The sequence below is a fragment of the Yunchengibacter salinarum genome (assembly GCF_037658235.1).
Classification (GTDB): Bacteria; Pseudomonadota; Alphaproteobacteria; order Sphingomonadales; family Kordiimonadaceae; genus Yunchengibacter; species Yunchengibacter salinarum.
Genome location: NZ_JBBJLN010000016.1, coordinates 1 through 15,255, shown reverse-complemented (window position 1 = coordinate 15,255; position 15,255 = coordinate 1). Strand labels below are relative to the sequence as shown.

At 64.7% G+C, this 15,255-nt stretch carries 13 protein-coding genes and 2 tRNA genes; 4 read left to right on the top strand and 11 right to left on the bottom strand.

The window, feature by feature from the left end:
- Nucleotides 1-525: 525 nt before the first annotated feature.
- Complete coding sequence (locus WGH93_RS12750) at nucleotides 526-2,859, top strand: putative bifunctional diguanylate cyclase/phosphodiesterase (protein ID WP_374765273.1); 2,334 nt, start codon at nucleotides 526-528, stop codon at nucleotides 2,857-2,859.
- Between the two features lie 58 nt (nucleotides 2,860-2,917).
- Here WGH93_RS12750 and WGH93_RS12745 read toward each other — a convergent pair whose 3' ends face one another.
- The 5 genes from WGH93_RS12745 to hspQ form a co-directional block, all read right to left on the bottom strand.
- On the bottom strand, nucleotides 2,918-4,045 hold the full coding sequence (locus tag WGH93_RS12745; protein ID WP_374765272.1) for a molybdenum ABC transporter ATP-binding protein: 1,128 nt from the start codon (nucleotides 4,043-4,045) through the stop codon (nucleotides 2,918-2,920).
- Nucleotides 4,042-4,740 carry a molybdate ABC transporter permease subunit gene (modB, locus tag WGH93_RS12740; RefSeq protein ID WP_374765271.1) on the bottom strand — a complete coding sequence of 233 codons (699 nt, stop codon included), beginning with the start codon at nucleotides 4,738-4,740 and terminating at the stop codon, nucleotides 4,042-4,044. The genes WGH93_RS12745 and modB overlap by 4 nt, the downstream gene beginning before the upstream one ends.
- 10 nt (nucleotides 4,741-4,750) lie before the next feature.
- Nucleotides 4,751-5,956, bottom strand: coding sequence for a cystathionine beta-lyase (gene metC, locus WGH93_RS12735; RefSeq protein ID WP_374765270.1), 1,206 nt, complete (start codon nucleotides 5,954-5,956; stop codon nucleotides 4,751-4,753).
- 65 nt (nucleotides 5,957-6,021) lie between these two features.
- Nucleotides 6,022-6,912, bottom strand: a complete 891-nt coding sequence (locus WGH93_RS12730; RefSeq protein ID WP_374765269.1) for a sulfurtransferase — start codon at nucleotides 6,910-6,912, stop codon at nucleotides 6,022-6,024.
- 75 nt (nucleotides 6,913-6,987) lie between these two features.
- A complete protein-coding gene (hspQ, locus tag WGH93_RS12725; RefSeq protein WP_374765268.1) occupies nucleotides 6,988-7,320 on the bottom strand; it encodes a heat shock protein HspQ in 333 nt (110 codons plus the stop codon).
- A gap of 151 nt (nucleotides 7,321-7,471) precedes the next feature.
- Here hspQ and queF point away from each other — a divergent pair, with 151 nt between their 5' ends.
- Nucleotides 7,472-7,936 (top strand): preQ(1) synthase, encoded by a 465-nt coding sequence (queF, locus tag WGH93_RS12720; protein ID WP_374765267.1) that lies wholly within the window; start codon nucleotides 7,472-7,474, stop codon nucleotides 7,934-7,936.
- A 403-nt stretch (nucleotides 7,937-8,339) separates the two neighbouring features.
- On the opposite strand, the gene queE is transcribed toward queF, so the two are convergent.
- The 4 genes from queE to WGH93_RS12700 form a co-directional block, all read right to left on the bottom strand.
- On the bottom strand, nucleotides 8,340-8,972 hold the full coding sequence (gene queE, locus WGH93_RS12715; RefSeq protein WP_374765266.1) for a 7-carboxy-7-deazaguanine synthase: 633 nt from the start codon (nucleotides 8,970-8,972) through the stop codon (nucleotides 8,340-8,342).
- Between the two features lie 4 nt (nucleotides 8,973-8,976).
- A complete protein-coding gene (queC, locus tag WGH93_RS12710; protein WP_374765265.1) occupies nucleotides 8,977-9,690 on the bottom strand; it encodes a 7-cyano-7-deazaguanine synthase QueC in 714 nt (237 codons plus the stop codon).
- Nucleotides 9,691-9,768: 78 nt separating this feature from the next.
- Complete coding sequence (locus WGH93_RS12705; protein ID WP_374765264.1) at nucleotides 9,769-11,109, bottom strand: dicarboxylate/amino acid:cation symporter; 1,341 nt, start codon at nucleotides 11,107-11,109, stop codon at nucleotides 9,769-9,771.
- 533 nt (nucleotides 11,110-11,642) lie between these two features.
- Nucleotides 11,643-12,830, bottom strand: a complete 1,188-nt coding sequence (locus tag WGH93_RS12700; protein WP_374765263.1) for an OmpA family protein — start codon at nucleotides 12,828-12,830, stop codon at nucleotides 11,643-11,645.
- Nucleotides 12,831-12,989: 159 nt separating this feature from the next.
- On the opposite strand from WGH93_RS12700, the gene WGH93_RS12695 reads away from it, so the two are divergent.
- Nucleotides 12,990-13,586, top strand: coding sequence for a response regulator (locus WGH93_RS12695; protein ID WP_374765262.1), 597 nt, complete (start codon nucleotides 12,990-12,992; stop codon nucleotides 13,584-13,586).
- 75 nt (nucleotides 13,587-13,661) lie between these two features.
- Here WGH93_RS12695 and WGH93_RS12690 read toward each other — a convergent pair.
- Nucleotides 13,662-13,737, bottom strand: a tRNA-Asn gene (locus tag WGH93_RS12690).
- Between the two features lie 167 nt (nucleotides 13,738-13,904).
- On the opposite strand from WGH93_RS12690, the gene WGH93_RS12685 reads away from it, so the two are divergent.
- On the top strand, nucleotides 13,905-14,888 hold the full coding sequence (locus WGH93_RS12685; RefSeq protein WP_374765261.1) for a class I SAM-dependent methyltransferase: 984 nt from the start codon (nucleotides 13,905-13,907) through the stop codon (nucleotides 14,886-14,888).
- A gap of 33 nt (nucleotides 14,889-14,921) precedes the next feature.
- On the opposite strand, the gene WGH93_RS12680 is transcribed toward WGH93_RS12685, so the two are convergent.
- Nucleotides 14,922-14,995 (bottom strand) — tRNA-Cys (locus WGH93_RS12680).
- Nucleotides 14,996-15,255: the final 260 nt, after the last annotated feature.

Genomic DNA, 15,255 nt, shown 5'->3' with positions numbered 1-15,255 from the left:
CTTCGGCTTCTTCGCCCTGATGATGGTGGGCCAGGTGCTGTTCGTGCACTTCATCGTGCCGGAAACAAAGGCCGTCCCACTGGAAGACATGGAAGACACCGTCGGCGGCTTCGACGACCGCTAAAAGCGACGGTGGGGCATGGCGCCCGGTGATGGCGGCGCCATGCCCATCTTGCTCATCCGGCATCTGTATCCCGCTACATCCGGGGCCGGTGCGCGCGGGGCGGCGACAATCCCTTCTTGCCTTTCGGGGAAAGTCACGCAAAGGTGACACGGCGTAAACCCTTGTCGGCGCACGGAATCGTCTTTTCTTGCCATATGCGCCGATCCGGGATGCTTGACAGGGCGGGGTCGTCGTGGCTCGCTCAATTTCTGGCAGGGTCCAGACGGTTTTGGGCGCGATGTGTGCGATAGTGGTTGATCAGTGGGGGTGTGCAGGGTGAATGTACGTGCTCCCGGTTTTGGCAGGGCTTCCACCTCAGGGGGGGCGCACGCGGCTTGTGCCCGATGCCGGAAAGGTGTGCCATGCTGATGCTGAAGATCAAGGACCGGCTGGCGCTCACCTTCTCATTGCTGTTCATCATCGGGCTCGTGGTGATTTTCGCCGCGCTCTACAATTCCGCCGCCTATTCCGTGCGAAATTCCGTGATGGACCAGCTCGGTGCATCCGCCCGCGTGCTGGAACGGGTGTTTCAGGACCGTGTGACCCGGCTGAGCGAGTCCGCCGATCTTCTGGTGCGGGATTATGATTTCCGCAATGCCATTCATGAAGGCCGCGCCAATGATATCGAAGCGGCGCTGACCCGGCTCCGCCTCAGGCTTGATTTCGACCGGGCCCTGGTGCTCGACCCGTTGTACGAACCCATCACACATGTATCCGAGTCCGGGCGCGATTTCCCGGTATCCCGCGTGCCGGATGCGCTGATGCGGGAAGCCGCCCGCACGGGCAGCGCGGTGGGGGTGGTGGAATGGGACGGCGTTCTGCAACAACTGGTCATCACGCCGGTGCTTGCGCCGAGCCCGCAGGCATGGATTGTCTTCGGCTCCGACCTTGACGAAATGGAAGCTCTGAAAATCCGCTCCCTGTCGCCCGTGCAGCTCAATGTGGCTTTTCTGTTCCGCCGCGGGGGGGCGGATAATTGGCAATTGGCGGCGGCCACATCACGCCGGCAGGCGCTTTCAAAGGTGGTCGGCGCGCCAATTTATACCGGCACGGACCCGGTAGGCGATTTCGTGCTGGACGGGGAAACCGTTCTGGGCTGGCGAACGCCGGTGGCCACCACCGAAGGCGGCACCGAAATTGCGGCGCTGTTCTATCATAATCTGGATACCGCCATGGAAGCCTATCACGATCTGGGGCTGACCCTGCTCGGTATCGGCATTCTCGGCATCGGGGCCATGGTGGTGGGCAGTTATGTGGTGGCGGGCGCCTTCACCCGCCCCCTGCGCAATCTGTTGCAAAGTGCCCATCTGATTTCACAGGGCCGCTACCGGCATGTGCGCGTGCCCGGCCAGATCCGGGAATTCAGGCGTTTGGCCGAAAGTTTCAACACCATGGCCCGCGCCATTGAAGACCGGGAAAGCCGGCTTCTGGAACAGGCCCGCACGGACAGCGAAACGGGGATGCCCAACCGCCGCAGCTTTGAAGCAACCGTGGCGCAGCGCCTGTCGCGGGAAGAAAGCTTCGGCGTCATGGTGATGGAGGTACAGCATCTGGCGCAGTTGCGCGCCACGCTGAATCACGAAAATCTGACCGAACTGATGGCTCAGGCGGGCGAGCGGCTGCACCATGCAACGGGCCTGGATGTGGCGCGCATCTCGTCGGACAGCTTCGCGCTGGTGGTTGACCGGCCCAGTGAACTGGCGAACCGGGCGGAGGCGGTTCTGGAAGCGTTCGTCAAGCCGCTGTCGGTGGACGGTATGCCGGTGGATGTGGGGCTGCGCCTTGGCGGCGTGGTGGCGCCGGATCACGGTGACACGGTGGCGGACCTGCTGCGCCGCGGCTCCATCGCGGTTGATCAGGCGATCAATGCCGGTGATGGCTGGGCCCTTTATGACGGCGAGCAGGACCGGTCCATGGAATTGCGCCTGTCGGTGATGAGCGAATTGCGCGAAGGCATTGACAATGGCGAGGTGGGGTTCGCCTATCAGCCCGCCTTCGATCTGCAAACGGGCCGTGTGGTGGGCGCGGAGGCCCTGGTGCGCTGGCAGAGCGTCAGCCGTGGCTTCATCCCGCCGGACGAGTTCATTCCCCTGGCCGAGCAGACCGGGGATATCCGTACCCTGACGCGCTATGGTCTGGAATGTGCCCTTGCCCAGGTGGCCCGTTGGCAGCGCCAGGGGCATGATTTGAAGGTGGGGTTCAACCTGTCCGCCACGGATCTGATCAACCCGGACTTGCCGGCGGAAATCAGCCTGTGCCTGTCACGGTTGGGGCTGAAGGCGGATTGCCTGAAGCTTGAGGTGACCGAAAGCGCCCTGATGCGGGATATGGAAAGAGCCCTTGAAGTGCTGGATCAATTGGCCCGGCTGGGCATCTGGCTCGCCATTGATGATTACGGTACCGGGTACAGCTCGCTCAGCTATATCAAGCGCCTGCCGGTGAATGAGCTGAAGATCGACAAGTCCTTTGTGCTCAACCTCGCGCGGGAGGAGGAAGACCGCATTCTGGTTCGCTCCACCGTGGAAATGGCCCATAATCTGGGCCTGAAAGTCACCGCGGAAGGGGTGGAGGACGCCCGGAGCGCGGTTCTGCTGCGCTCCTATGGCTGTGATTGGGCGCAGGGCTTCCATCTGGGCCGCCCCGGCAAGCCTGAAGACATTCCCCGGATCAAGCCCGCTGATCTGGCGGTGGAATAAGCCGAGACCTCTCAGGGAACCGCCCGCATGGGCCATGGCGGTGGCGTTTGTCCGGTATTCAATCCGTCAACGTATGGGCCACGGCGACGGCCTTGATAAGGGCCGTAATCCTGTCTCCCGGCGCCAGTCCGAGCGCCGACGCGGAGCGGGCCGTGATGCGGGCGTGAAAGCGCGGTTGTCCGCCCGCCTCTGGCGCAAGATGCACCAGCCGCTCATGGCGTGAGCCGGTTTGTGTGTGGATCACACGGCAGGGTATCTGGTTGAGAATGCTGCTATGGGGCATGGGCGCGCGGGCGAGCGCCACATCCCGGCCCCGCAAGCGCAGGCGCACCTGCGCGCCCAGCGCCGCCGTGCCGTGCAGTTGATCCCCATTGATCAGTAATTTCAGGTCCGCCGAGGTCACGGCGGCAACGCCATCTTCCAGCGCGGTAATCTCCCCCGTCAGCACGGTGCCCGCGTCGCTCAGGCCCAATCGGGCCATGGTGTCCGGCTCTTCCAGCACAGCGCCGAGCGGCCCGCTGGCCTGCACTGACAGCCTGTCCATCACCAGCGCCTGATCCGCCAGCATCAGCATGTCCTCCGCCGTGTGAGTGATCATCAGGGCGGGCACGCCAAAGCGCCGGTTCACCGCGCGGATCAGGCTCAGGGTTTCCAGTCGTCGGGGGCGATCCAGCCCCGCGGTGGCCTCGTCCAGGATCAGCATTCTGGGGTCGGCCATCAGGGCACGGCCAATGGCCACGCGGCGCGCCTCCCCGCCGGACAGGGTGTGCGGCCAGCGTGCCAGCAGGTGGCCGATCCCCAGCCTTTCCGCCACTTTTTCCAGCCGTGCCGGTCGGGCGGCGGGGCTGGCCAGCAGATTGGCCCGCACGCGCTGATGGGGCATCAGCGCCGCGCCCTGAAACACCAGCGGCATGGCGCGCAGATGCGGCGGCAGATCGATGCCCGTGTCAGCGTGAAACAGCGGCGTGTCACCCCACAGAACATGGCCGCGATCCGGTGTGAGGAGCCCGGTCAGAAACCGGGCCAGGCTGGTCTTGCCCGAACCGCTTGGCCCGATCAGCGCGGTAATGCCGCCATCAAGGGTGAAGCGCGCCGATCCGGCTTGACCGGCAATGTGGTAATCAATGGCCACATCCAGCTTTGGGGAGGGTGTGGGGGATATGGCCGGGGGCGCAGAGCCGGTCATCGCGCCGCACCCAGAAGGCCGCGCCGCCGCCGGGCGCGGCGACTGATCCATTCCGACAGGCCCAGGCTGGCCAGGGCAGGCACCAGCGATATCAGCGCCAGATGCATCGCGGTGGTCTCGCCGCCGGGGCTTTGGGCCGCGGTATAGATGGCCAGCGGCAATGTCTGGGTCTGGCCGGGAATATTGGCCACAAAGGTGATGGTGGCGCCGAACTCCCCCAGGGCGCGGGCAAAGCCCAGCGCGGCGCCGGTGGCGATTCCGGGCAGGGCAAGCGGCAGGGACAGCATGAAAAAGCGGCGCCGGGGCGGCACGCCGAGCGTGGCGAGCGACTGGCCAAGGGCGGGGTCTTCCGCCTCGAACGCCTGCCGGATGGCGCGCACCATCAGCGGCAGGGCCATGACCAGCGCCGCCAGTGCCGCCCCCTGCCAGCGATAGGCCAGCCCCAGCCCGTGGGCTTCAAGCCAGCCGCCCAGCGGCGCCGCCGGGCTGAACAGCAGCAGCAGGCCGTACCCCACCACCACGGGCGGCACCACAAGCGGCGCATGGAGCAGCGTGTCCAGTGCCAGCTTGCCGGGGAAATCCCGCCGAGCCAGCAGATAGGCCAGCGCCAGAGCAAGGGGAAGGCCCAGCGCCACCACCGTGAACGCCACCTTCAGGCTGAGCCAGACGATTGCGCTGATGGCCGCGTCTGTCATGGCTGCGCCTTCAGCCTTTCCGGTCCAGATGCGCCTTGTAGCGCTCCAGCCCCTGATCCAGTTCGGCGATCAGGTCTTCCGGTTCTTCCAGCCCGATATGCAGCCGCAATACCGGCCCCGGCGCCTGCCACGGGGTGACACTGCGACAGCGGGCCGGATCGCTGGGCATGATCAGGCTTTCATAGCCGCCCCAGGAAAAGCCCATCTTGAACAGGGTCATTTCATCCACCATGGCGGCGGTGTCGGGGTAGTCCCCGCCCGTGAGCACAATGGAGAAAAGGCCGCTGGCGCCGTCAAAATCACGCAGAAACAGGTCATGGCCGGGGCAGCCCTCAAGCGCGGGGTGTAACACCCGGTCTACCATGGGATGGCCGTTCAGCCAGTGCGCCACGGCAAGCGCGTTTTTCTGGTGCTGCGCCATGCGTACGGGCAGGGTGCGCAGGCCGCGTGTCGCCAGATAGACATCATCGGGCGATGCGGTCTGGCCAAGGGCGCGTACAAGGCTGCGCAGCCTGGGCGCCGTGCGGTCATTGGCCACCACCGCGCCCAGCATCACATCGCTGTGGCCGCCGATATATTTGGTACATGCCTGAATGGACAGGTCAACGCCATGCTCCAGCGGGCGGAAGAAAAGCGGCGTGGCCCAGGTGTTGTCACACAACACGAACAGGTCATGGTCCCGCGCGGCTTTCACAAGGGCGGGCATGTCCTGCACCTCGAAGGTCAGGCTGCCGGGGCTTTCGGTGAACAGGGCGCGGGTATTGGGGCGGATCAGGTCCCGGATACCATCGCCGATCTGCGGGTCATAATAGCTGGTTTCCACCCCCAGGGTGGCGAGCATTCCGTCTGCGAAGCTGCGCGTGGGATCATAGACGCTGTCGGTGATCAGCACATGGTCGCCGCTTTTCACCACCGACAATATGGCCCCGGTAACGGCTGCCACGCCAGAGGGGAAGACCTTGCATTCCGTGCCGCCCTCCATTTCCTGAAGCGCCTCTTCAAAGGCCCAGTGTGTGGGCGTGCCCTTGCGGCCATAGAACAGCTTGTGGCCGGTCTTGTCCTTCAGGCGGTCCTGCATTTCGCCGTAAGTATCGAATGTGCAGGTGGATGCACGGTAGACCGGGGGGTTGACGATGCCGTGCGTCCAATCCTTGCGGCGGCCCGCGGTGACCGCATGGGTGGCTGAATGGCGGCGGTGATTGTCTGATGTGCTCATGATTTTCCTTTACCCCGAAACTGTTTCGGCAACCGGTATGCCGCCACGCGGGCCCGGCATCCGGCCTATCCGCCGGTTGCGACCGGGCAATCCTGCCTGCCGCCCCATTCGGCCCAGCTTGCGTCATATAGTTCGGCGGTTCGGCCCACCACGGCCAGCGCCAGTACCAGACTGGCCGCCGTCACGCCAGACCCGCAACTTGTCACAATCCGATCCGCTTCGGCAACGCCATGACTTGTAAAGAGATCGATAAGCTGAGCTTTCTCAAGCATGGTCCCGTCGGGGTGATAAAGGCAGCCAAGGGGCAGATTGACCGCGCCGGGCATGTGGCCGGGCCGCAGGCCGGGGCGGGGCTCCGGCACCGCGCCCGTGAAGCGCTCGGCGGGGCGGGCATCCAGCACCACCGCGTCGGGATCATCCAGGGCGTCGCGCACGGCCCCAAGGTCCGCCACGCCCCTGGGGTCGGCCAATGTGGCGGGTAGTGTGGCGGGCAGCGGTTCGGGCTCGGCCCCGTCACTGGCCGCACCGTCCGCTATCGGGCCGCCGGATGCCTGCCAGGCGTTCAGCCCGCCATCCAGCACCGCCACATCCGTGAAGCCGAAAGCCCGCAGCATCCACCAGACCCGCGCGGCGGATCGCATCGGGCTTTGATCATAGACCACCACGGGGCGGCCCGGATGCAGGCCAAGCGCGGCAAATGCCCTGGCCGCCATGTCCGGGGATGGCAGCATGTGGGGCAGGGGGCTGGCCTGATCCGCCACCGTGTCGATGTCCAGAAATACGGCGCCCGGAATATGGCGGGCGGCAAAGGCATCCGCGTCGGTTTCGCCGCTGCCGGGCAGGAACCAGGTGGCATCCACCAGATCGGGCGGTGTGTGGTTCGCCAGCCATGCCCGCAGGCGGGCGGCGTCTATCAGCGGTGAGGTGTGCGGCGCGGCGTCTGGCTCATGGGTCATGGCTTCAGACTGTTGCGCCTTGTGCCGTATTGGTCAAGGGCAAGCGCCAGTCCTGTTTTTGGGGTGGGAAGCGCGTCAGTTCAGCCGTTGGCGCATGGCCAGCCGACCATTCCCGGTGGCAGTGAACAGATGGCCCAGCAGGGGGTGATCAATGGTGGCGGGGGCTTCCAGCGGTTCCAGGTCGGCTTCCGCCGCATAGCCGCTGTGCTCGGCGCCGTCCACCAGCACATGATACCAGGGGCCGGGCCGTTGGGGCATACCGTCATCGTCCGTGTCGGTGGCGTCACCGCCGAAGCAGGCATCCACATCGAACACCAGTGCGCGGTAGCCCTGCGTGCGGTGCAAGACCATATGGCCCGGCGCGAAGCGGGCGCGTATGACCTTGGGATGGTTGGGCCAGGCAGTCATGCTTATCTATCCTTTCCGGGCTTTTCAGCCTCTTTTCATCTTAACCCGGCTGCCTTAACAAAGGCTGAAGCGGGGTGACAAAGCCTTTGACAGGGATTGAAACGCGCGCCATATGGCGGTGGCAGGCGGCATACAGGCGGAGCATCACACCATGAGCGAGTCGATCTATGAGGGGCTGAACCAGTTGGGCGGCGGCGGCACGGCGGCGGATCGCCCGGAAGATGCCGTTCTGGAAAGGGTGCCCAACCCCCGGCCCGGCAGCGATTATCTGGTGCGCTTCACCTGCCCGGAATTCACCAGCCTGTGCCCGGTAACGGGCCAGCCGGACTTCGCCCATCTGGTGCTGGATTATGCGCCGGGGGACTGGCTGGTGGAAAGCAAATCCCTGAAGCTTTATCTGCAATCCTTCCGCAATCATGCCGCCTTTCACGAGGATTGCACGGTGGGTATCGGCGAGCGGCTGATGGACGAACTGGCCCCCAAATGGCTGCGGCTGGGTGGTTACTGGTACCCGCGCGGCGGCATCCCCATAGACGTGTTCTTCCAGAAAGGCACCCTGCCGGACGGCCTATGGGTTCCCGACCAGGGTGTGGCTCCCTATCGTGGCCGCGGCTAACCCCGCGCGCACCAACACGCACCTCCCACCCTCGCACCAACGCCGCCTCTACCGGTGCTGCCCACGGCAGCGCCGGAGGGCGCGACCGCGCCCCGCCGCCCCTGCGGCGCCCCAGCGGAGCCGGGCGTGTAGCGCCAAGGCGTGAGCGGTACACAAACCCACACCTATGTTGCCTCTACCGCCATCCCGCCCTGCGCGGGATGAGCGGAGGCCACAAGCGTGGCCCGCGGCAAGTGCCGCGCCCTCGCGGAGCGTGTGCGTAGCACACTTGCGTGAGCGAAAAGGAGCCCCTACCGCCATCCCGCCCTTGCGCGGGATGAGCGGAGGCCACGACCGTGGCCCGCCGCAAGTGCGGCGCCCATTTGGAGCTGGGCCGCGTCAGCGGCCAAGGCGTGAAATCAAACTACGGTATTTCCAATACCTTATGCGTTTGAAGGCTCAACCGCCACAGGGGGTTGGCCATGCAATAGGCGATGGCGGCTTCTGTGTTGGCGGCCACGTCCGGGCCGTCCATGGGTTGCAGAAAGAAGTGGCTGAAATCCAGATGGGCGAAGCGGGCCGGGTCGCCGCCTTCCTGCGGATAGACCAGTTTCAGTTCGGTGCCGGAGGTGACCGCAAGATCGCTGCCGATCTTGGGGCTGACGCAGAGATGGTCGATGCCCTCCGGCGGCGTGATGGTGCCATTGGTTTCCACCGCCACCTCGAAGCCCGCGGCGTGGAAGGCTTCGATCAGGGGGGCATCAAGCTGTAAAAGCGGTTCGCCGCCGGTGCAGACCACAAGGCGATTGCCCGCCCCTTCCGGCCAGAGCGCAGCCGCGGACACAGCCAGGGCAAGGGGGGTCTTGAACTTGCCGCCGCCATGGCCGTTCGTGCCCACAAAGTCGGTATCGCAGAAGCGGCAGATGGCCGTGTCCCGGTCCCGTTCCAGGCCGCTCCACAGATTGCAGCCGGCGAACCGGCAGAATATCGCCGGGCGGCCCGTATTGGCGCCTTCCCCTTGCAGGGTGTAGAACAGCTCCTTGACGCTGTATGTCATGGCATCATTCCGCGCTTTGATAGCGGGTGGGGTCCGTCACGCCGGCTTCATGGAACCCTTTTTTCCGCAGCAGGCAACTGTCGCAGTGTCCGCAGGCGCGGCCCGCACCGTCAGGATCATAGCAGCTTATGGTCAGGCCGTAATCCACGCCGAGCGCGGTGCCCGCGCGGATGATGTCCGCCTTGGTCATGTGCATGAGCGGGGTTTCGATGGTGACGGGCGCGTCCCCCGTGACACCTGCGCGGGTGGCCAGATTTGCCATGGTCTCGAACGCCTTGATGTATTCCGGGCGGCAATCGGGATAGCCGCTATAATCCAGCGCGTTGACGCCGATGAAGATCGCGTCGGCGGCGGCGGTTTCCGCATAGGCCAGGGCGAAGGACAGGAAGATGGTGTTGCGGGCCGGCACATAGGTGATCGGAATGTCGGTCATGCTTGCCGCGTCCCGATCCTTGGGCACGTCGATATCGCTGGTGAGCGCACTGCCGCCAAAAGTGCGCAGGTCCAGATTGGCCACCTTGTGCTCGGCAAGGCCCATGCTGTCCGCCAGCCGGGCCGCCGCCGTCAGTTCAACGCCGTGGCGCTGGCCGTACTGAAAGGACAGGCCGTGCACGGCATAGCCGCGATCCTGGGCGATGGCGGTGACCGTGGCACTGTCCAGCCCGCCTGAGAGGAGTACCACGGCATTTTTCCGGTGTGATGGCGTTTCAAGCGGCATGAGGCGTGGCCTTTCCTGTCCTGTCCGGCATTGGGGTTTGCCGGGCTATAGCACCGGGACCGGCCCGCCGCCAAGAGCCTAGCCGGATGCGGACGGAGGTGTTTCGGCCACCGCCTCCGGCGCCTTTTTGTCCAGCTTGTGGCCGATCAGCCGGTCCAGCACGGTGGCGGCGGTCATGTCCCCGGTGACATTGATCACCGTGCGCGACATGTCCAGCAGCCGGTCCACGCCCAGGATCAGGGCGATGCCTTCCACCGGGATGCCCTGATTTTCCAGAATGGCGGCAAGAATGGGAATCCCCGCCGACGGAATGCCCGGCGTGCCGATCGAGCCCGCAATGGCCAGCACCACGATGGATACCATTTGGAAAGTGGTGAGATCCAGCCCGTATGCCTGCGCGATAAAGGTGGCGGCAACGGCCTGATAAAGCGCGGTGCCATCCATATTGATGGTGGTGCCCAGCGGGATCACGAGGCCGCCCACGCTGGTACGCACCTTGTGCCGGGCGGTGGTCGTGCGCAGCGTGACCGGCATGGTGGCGCTTGAGGATGAGGTGGAGAACGCCAGCAGCATGGGCTCCCGGCAATCCTTGATGAAGGTGATGGGGTTGCGCCCGCCAAGCACCGCCACCAGCAGCATATAAACCCCGATCATGGCCAGCAGCGCCAGGATCACGGTGAAGAAGAACATGGACACCGCCGCAATGGCGCTCAGCCCCTTGGTGATGACGGTATCGGCGATCAGGCCGAACACCACGATGGGCGCGAATTTCATCAGCCACAGTACCACGGTCATGCAGACGGACTGGGTGGCGCGCATCAGGTCGATGATGGGCTGGCCTTCCACATTGGGCATACGGATCAGCGCCAGGCCGAAAATAGCCGCCGCGATGACGATCTGAAGCATGTCATTGCTGGCCATGTGCTCGAACATGTTTTCGGGCAGGGCGCTGGCGATGGTGGCGGGGATGGACCGTCCGGTCAGGTCTGGCGCATCCACATCCGGGTTGCCAAGCCCGCCAAGCCGGGAGGAGTCGATCTGGCTGCCCGGTTCGATCAGGTTGGACAGGATGAAGGCGATGGTGATGGCGATGGTGGTGGTGATCACGAACCACAGAACGCCGCCGCCCAGCGTGCCGATGGCGCGGCTGTCATTGCCATCGGCAATACCCAGCATGACGCTGGCCACCACCAGCGGGATGACGATGAATTGCAGAACGGTGAGAAAGATATTGCCGGGCAGGGCCAGCCATTCGCCGATCAGCTTGCCGGTGCCATCGGCCACCAGGCCCACTTCCGGCCCCAGCAAAAGCCCACCGGCGAAGCCTGCAAGCAGCCCCACGAGCACGCGGAACCATAATTGATGCCGCAACAAACCCTGACCCGGCCCTTCATCATAAACCGTTCCCTTATCGGACACCGCGCCTCTCCCCCTGTTTTGTGAACCGTGTCTTCACGAACCAGCTTTCAGGGATAGGGCCAAGCTGCCCGGTTTGGCAAGAACGGACCGAAAATCCACCCGCACCGCCTCACAAATACCAACGCCGCCTCTACCGCCATCCCGCCACTGCGCGGGATGAGCGGAGGCCACGACCGTGGCCCGCCGCCCATGCGGCGCCCTCGCGGAGCGCGTGCGCAGCACGCTTGCGTGAGCGGAAACAAACCCCGCCCCGCCCGCACCAACGCCGCCTCTACCGCCATCCCGCCACTGCGCGGGATGAGCGGAGGCCACGACCGTGGCCCGCCGCCAATGCGGCGCCCTCGCGGAGCGCGTGCGCAGCGCTCAGGCGTGAGCGGAAACAAACCCCGCCCTGCCCGCACCAACGCCGCCTCTACCGCCATCCCGCCACTGCGCGGGATGAGCGGAGGCCACGACCGTGGCCCGCCGCCAATGCGGCGCCCTCGCGGAGCGCGTGCGCAGCACGCTTGCGTGAGCGAAATACAGAGCCATCATCATCGCTGGATGATGATGGCAACGCGGCGATCCCGTGCCGTGCCTTTGGCAGAGGGGTCGGGGAGCTGGATGCCGTCCGGCGCCTTGTCGAGCGGGCTGGATTCGCCCTCATAGCGGATATCGATCTTACCCGTGGGAACGCCTTCCTCGATCAGGGCCAGTTTCACCGCCGCGGCCCGTTTGCGCGACAGGTCCATATTATAGTCGTTTGCGCCCATGTCGTCCGTATGCCCTTCGGCGATGACAAGGCGGGCATCCAGCCGGTCGAAGGCCAGTGCTGCCTCTTTCACCTTGGTGCGGGCGCTGGATGTGAGGTCGGCGCTGTCAAAGTCGAAAAAGACCATGAAGGGCGGGATCGGCTCCGGTTCGGGTTCCGGCTCAGGCGCGGGTTCCGGTGCGGGCGCAGGCGCGGGCGCGGCTTTCGGCTCCGGTGCGGGCTCAGGCTTTGGCTCCGGCTCCGGCTCCGGCGACCGCGCGGGGGCGGATACCGGTTGCGGTTTCGGGTCCGAGCCTGCCTTTTCGCCGAAATGCCAGGTCAGCCGGGCCAGAACATCATGGTTGGAAAAGCCGACCTGGTCGGTGCCGTTTCCATTGGTCGCCACGCCCCCGGAAAAGGAGCGGAAATAGCGATACCCCATGCTGAAAGCCAGTGATTCGGTGATGGGGCGGGTCAGTTGCACCAGTATCTGCCCGGCGGGTTCCCAGTTTTCGTCATTGGCAATGGCCACCTGACCGGCGCGGAACCTGTGGGTGTCAAGATGGGCAAGCCCGGCGCCGAGGCCCACAAAGCCACGCCAGTCATCCACATTGAAAGCGTTGTAGAGCACGCTGCCCATCAGGCTTTGCGATTTTTGCTGACCACCCGCATCGTCGCCCCCCGTGGCGAGCGCAAGGGTGCCCGGATCGCGCACATCAATGCGGTCGAAACGGTTCCAGCGCAGGGAATAATCCAGTTCGTAGCGGAAGTTACCACGTTCCAGCCCCGCCAGCAGCCCCAACACGGCGCCGGGCTTCTTGTTGTCTTGCAGGTTGAGGCCGGACCCCGGATCGATTCGGTGTTCGCCAGCCAGCGTGGCGCCGCCCTGCAAGCCGCCATACCAGCCGTCATGGTCGGTCTTGTCGGCCAGTGCGGGGCTGCTCAGCAGGGCGCAAAGCGCCGTTGTGGCGGTCAGTCTGTTGATGGTCATGATTTCGGTTCCCCCGTGAAATTTGCAATTGCAAGACAACATGCGCACTACCAAACCAAACTTATGCTTTTTTTATGGCAAAGTCCGTGCAAGATGGAATTTCATTAAGTTTTTAGTAAACTGGAGCGTAAATCCGTCGGTACCGAGGCGCCCATGCCCATGCGATTGCCATCCCATGTCTATCAAGGTCTGCATGTCTGCATTGCCATGCGGAACCCGCAATTGGCCATTGCCGTGAAAAGCTTTTTCTACGAGCAGGACGTGGCGGGATTCGATGTGGTGCCGGATCTGAATGTGGGCCGCCGCACGCTGGAGCAGGGCGGCTTCAACCTGTTGTTCGTGGACTATGACCTGCCCATCACCCTGATGGCCGACGGCAGTGGCGGTTCCTATAACCGGGAAGGGTCGAGCGGCGGCATTCAGTTCGTCAATGAAGTGCGCTATTTCACTGGCACGCGATCGGAAATGCCTATCGTCATGGCCATTCAGGGCCCCAATGAAACCCTGATTGCCGAGGCCCGCAATGCGGGGGTCAATGAAGTGCTCAGCATTCCCCTCAGCGCTGATGCCATTGATCAGCGCCTGGCGCATATTCACGCCAATCCCATGCCCTTTATCCGCTCCCCCGGTTATGTGGGGCCGTGCCGCCGCCGTGGTCGGGCGCGGATCATGTATGATGGGCCGGAGCGCCGATCCGGGGAGCCGGCGCCGATTACCGGCATGGCGGGCATGTTGACCGCGGAAGCAGGGGGGTGATCCCGGCTGTGCGCGGGGCGGTGCCAGGAAAAGAAAAACGGCCTGACCGGACCAGCCGATCAGACCGTTTAAAATTGGCTCCCCAGGCCGGACTCGAACCAGCGACCCAGCGGTTAACAGCCGCTTGCTCTACCAACTGAGCTACTGGGGATCAGTAGTTCGGGTGTTTACCCCCGTTGGTGGCGCCCGTTATACAAAAATTCTCTGCCATGCCAACCCCAAAATTCATATTTTTCTTTGCTCCCGCCGTGGCGCCCCTGATACCTCTCTGGTGGGTGCTCCCGCATGGTGGGGGCGTATCAGGGGATGCAAAAGGCCGTGAGCAGGGCTGACGATCCACGCTGGATGTGGGAGGATTATTGGCAAAGCGGCCATCTGGCCTGTTGCCTGGCGGATGATCTGCGCGCGGGATATGATGGCCCGCTCGCATCGCACTGGCGCTCTGTGTTTCAGGACATGCCGGACGGCGCCCGCATTCTCGACCTGGCCACCGGCAATGGCGGCGTGGCCATGATCGCGGCGGACGTGGCGGCCATGACCGGGCGACACTTCACCGTGACCGGCGTGGACCTGGCCCGCATTGACCCGGCCCGCCACGCACCCCAGTGCCGGGACCGGCTGGCCGCGATAACCTTTCAGGGCGGCGTGGACGTGACGGACCTGCCCATGCCGGATGCCAGCGTGGACCTGGTGGTCAGCCAGTTCGGGGTGGAATATGCGCCGCTGGACAGGGCGCTGGATCAGGCGCTGCGCGTTCTCGCGCCCGGCGGGCGGCTGCATTGTGTGCTCCATGCCGGAAATGGGCGCGCCGAACAGGCGGCGGAGCGGGATCTGGCATTGCTTGACACCATCACCAGGATGCCGCTTCACGCCAATCTGCGCCGCGCGCTGGATGCGGTAACGACACTGCGCCGGGATGGCGGGGCCGCCTGTCAGGCGGCGGCGGACGAGGCGGTTCATGCGTTCATTGAAAGCCTGGAGGCACTGAACGGATTGCTTGCCCACTATCCGAATCATGGCACGATAATGACGTTGGGACGCAAGCTGATGGCGCTGTTCGAAGCGCAGGAGAGCGAGCCGCCAGCGAGCCTGATGCCGAAGATCGATGCGTCGGAAAAGGCGCTGACCGCGCTGGCCGCCCGGCTCTCGATGCTGCGGGATGCGGCCTTGAGCGCCGATGACATGCGCACGGTAAAGGCCCGGCTCGAAGGGCATGGCTGCCATGTGAGCGCGCGGCCACTGCTGCATCCCGAAGGCGGCGACACACTGGCCTGGACACTGAACGCGCTTCCCGCCGGATGAGCGGGGCCGTTCGGTCATGACCTTTGGAAAAGCTGGAGGCGCGGACCGGAATCGAACCGGTGTAAACGGATTTGCAGTCCGCTGCGTAGCCACTCCGCCACCGCGCCGTAAGGCCCTGTCGTCAGGGTGAGGAGGCTATAACAAAGCCGGTGGGGCGACGCAAATGTTTTGCACCAATGGCGCCGCGAAATTCGGGCCGGAGGTGTGCGGGGTAATGTTCGGCGCGTTTGCTGTGGCCCGAAACCGGGCGCTCGGAAAGCCCCGTGTCTTTGCGCTGTCCGCCTGAATGGGGGCGGAATAAGGCATTGTGTCGGCGGGCTCGTCTCTTTATAACCGGGGCAGTCATGCCAGGGGGCTGGCAGTGGAG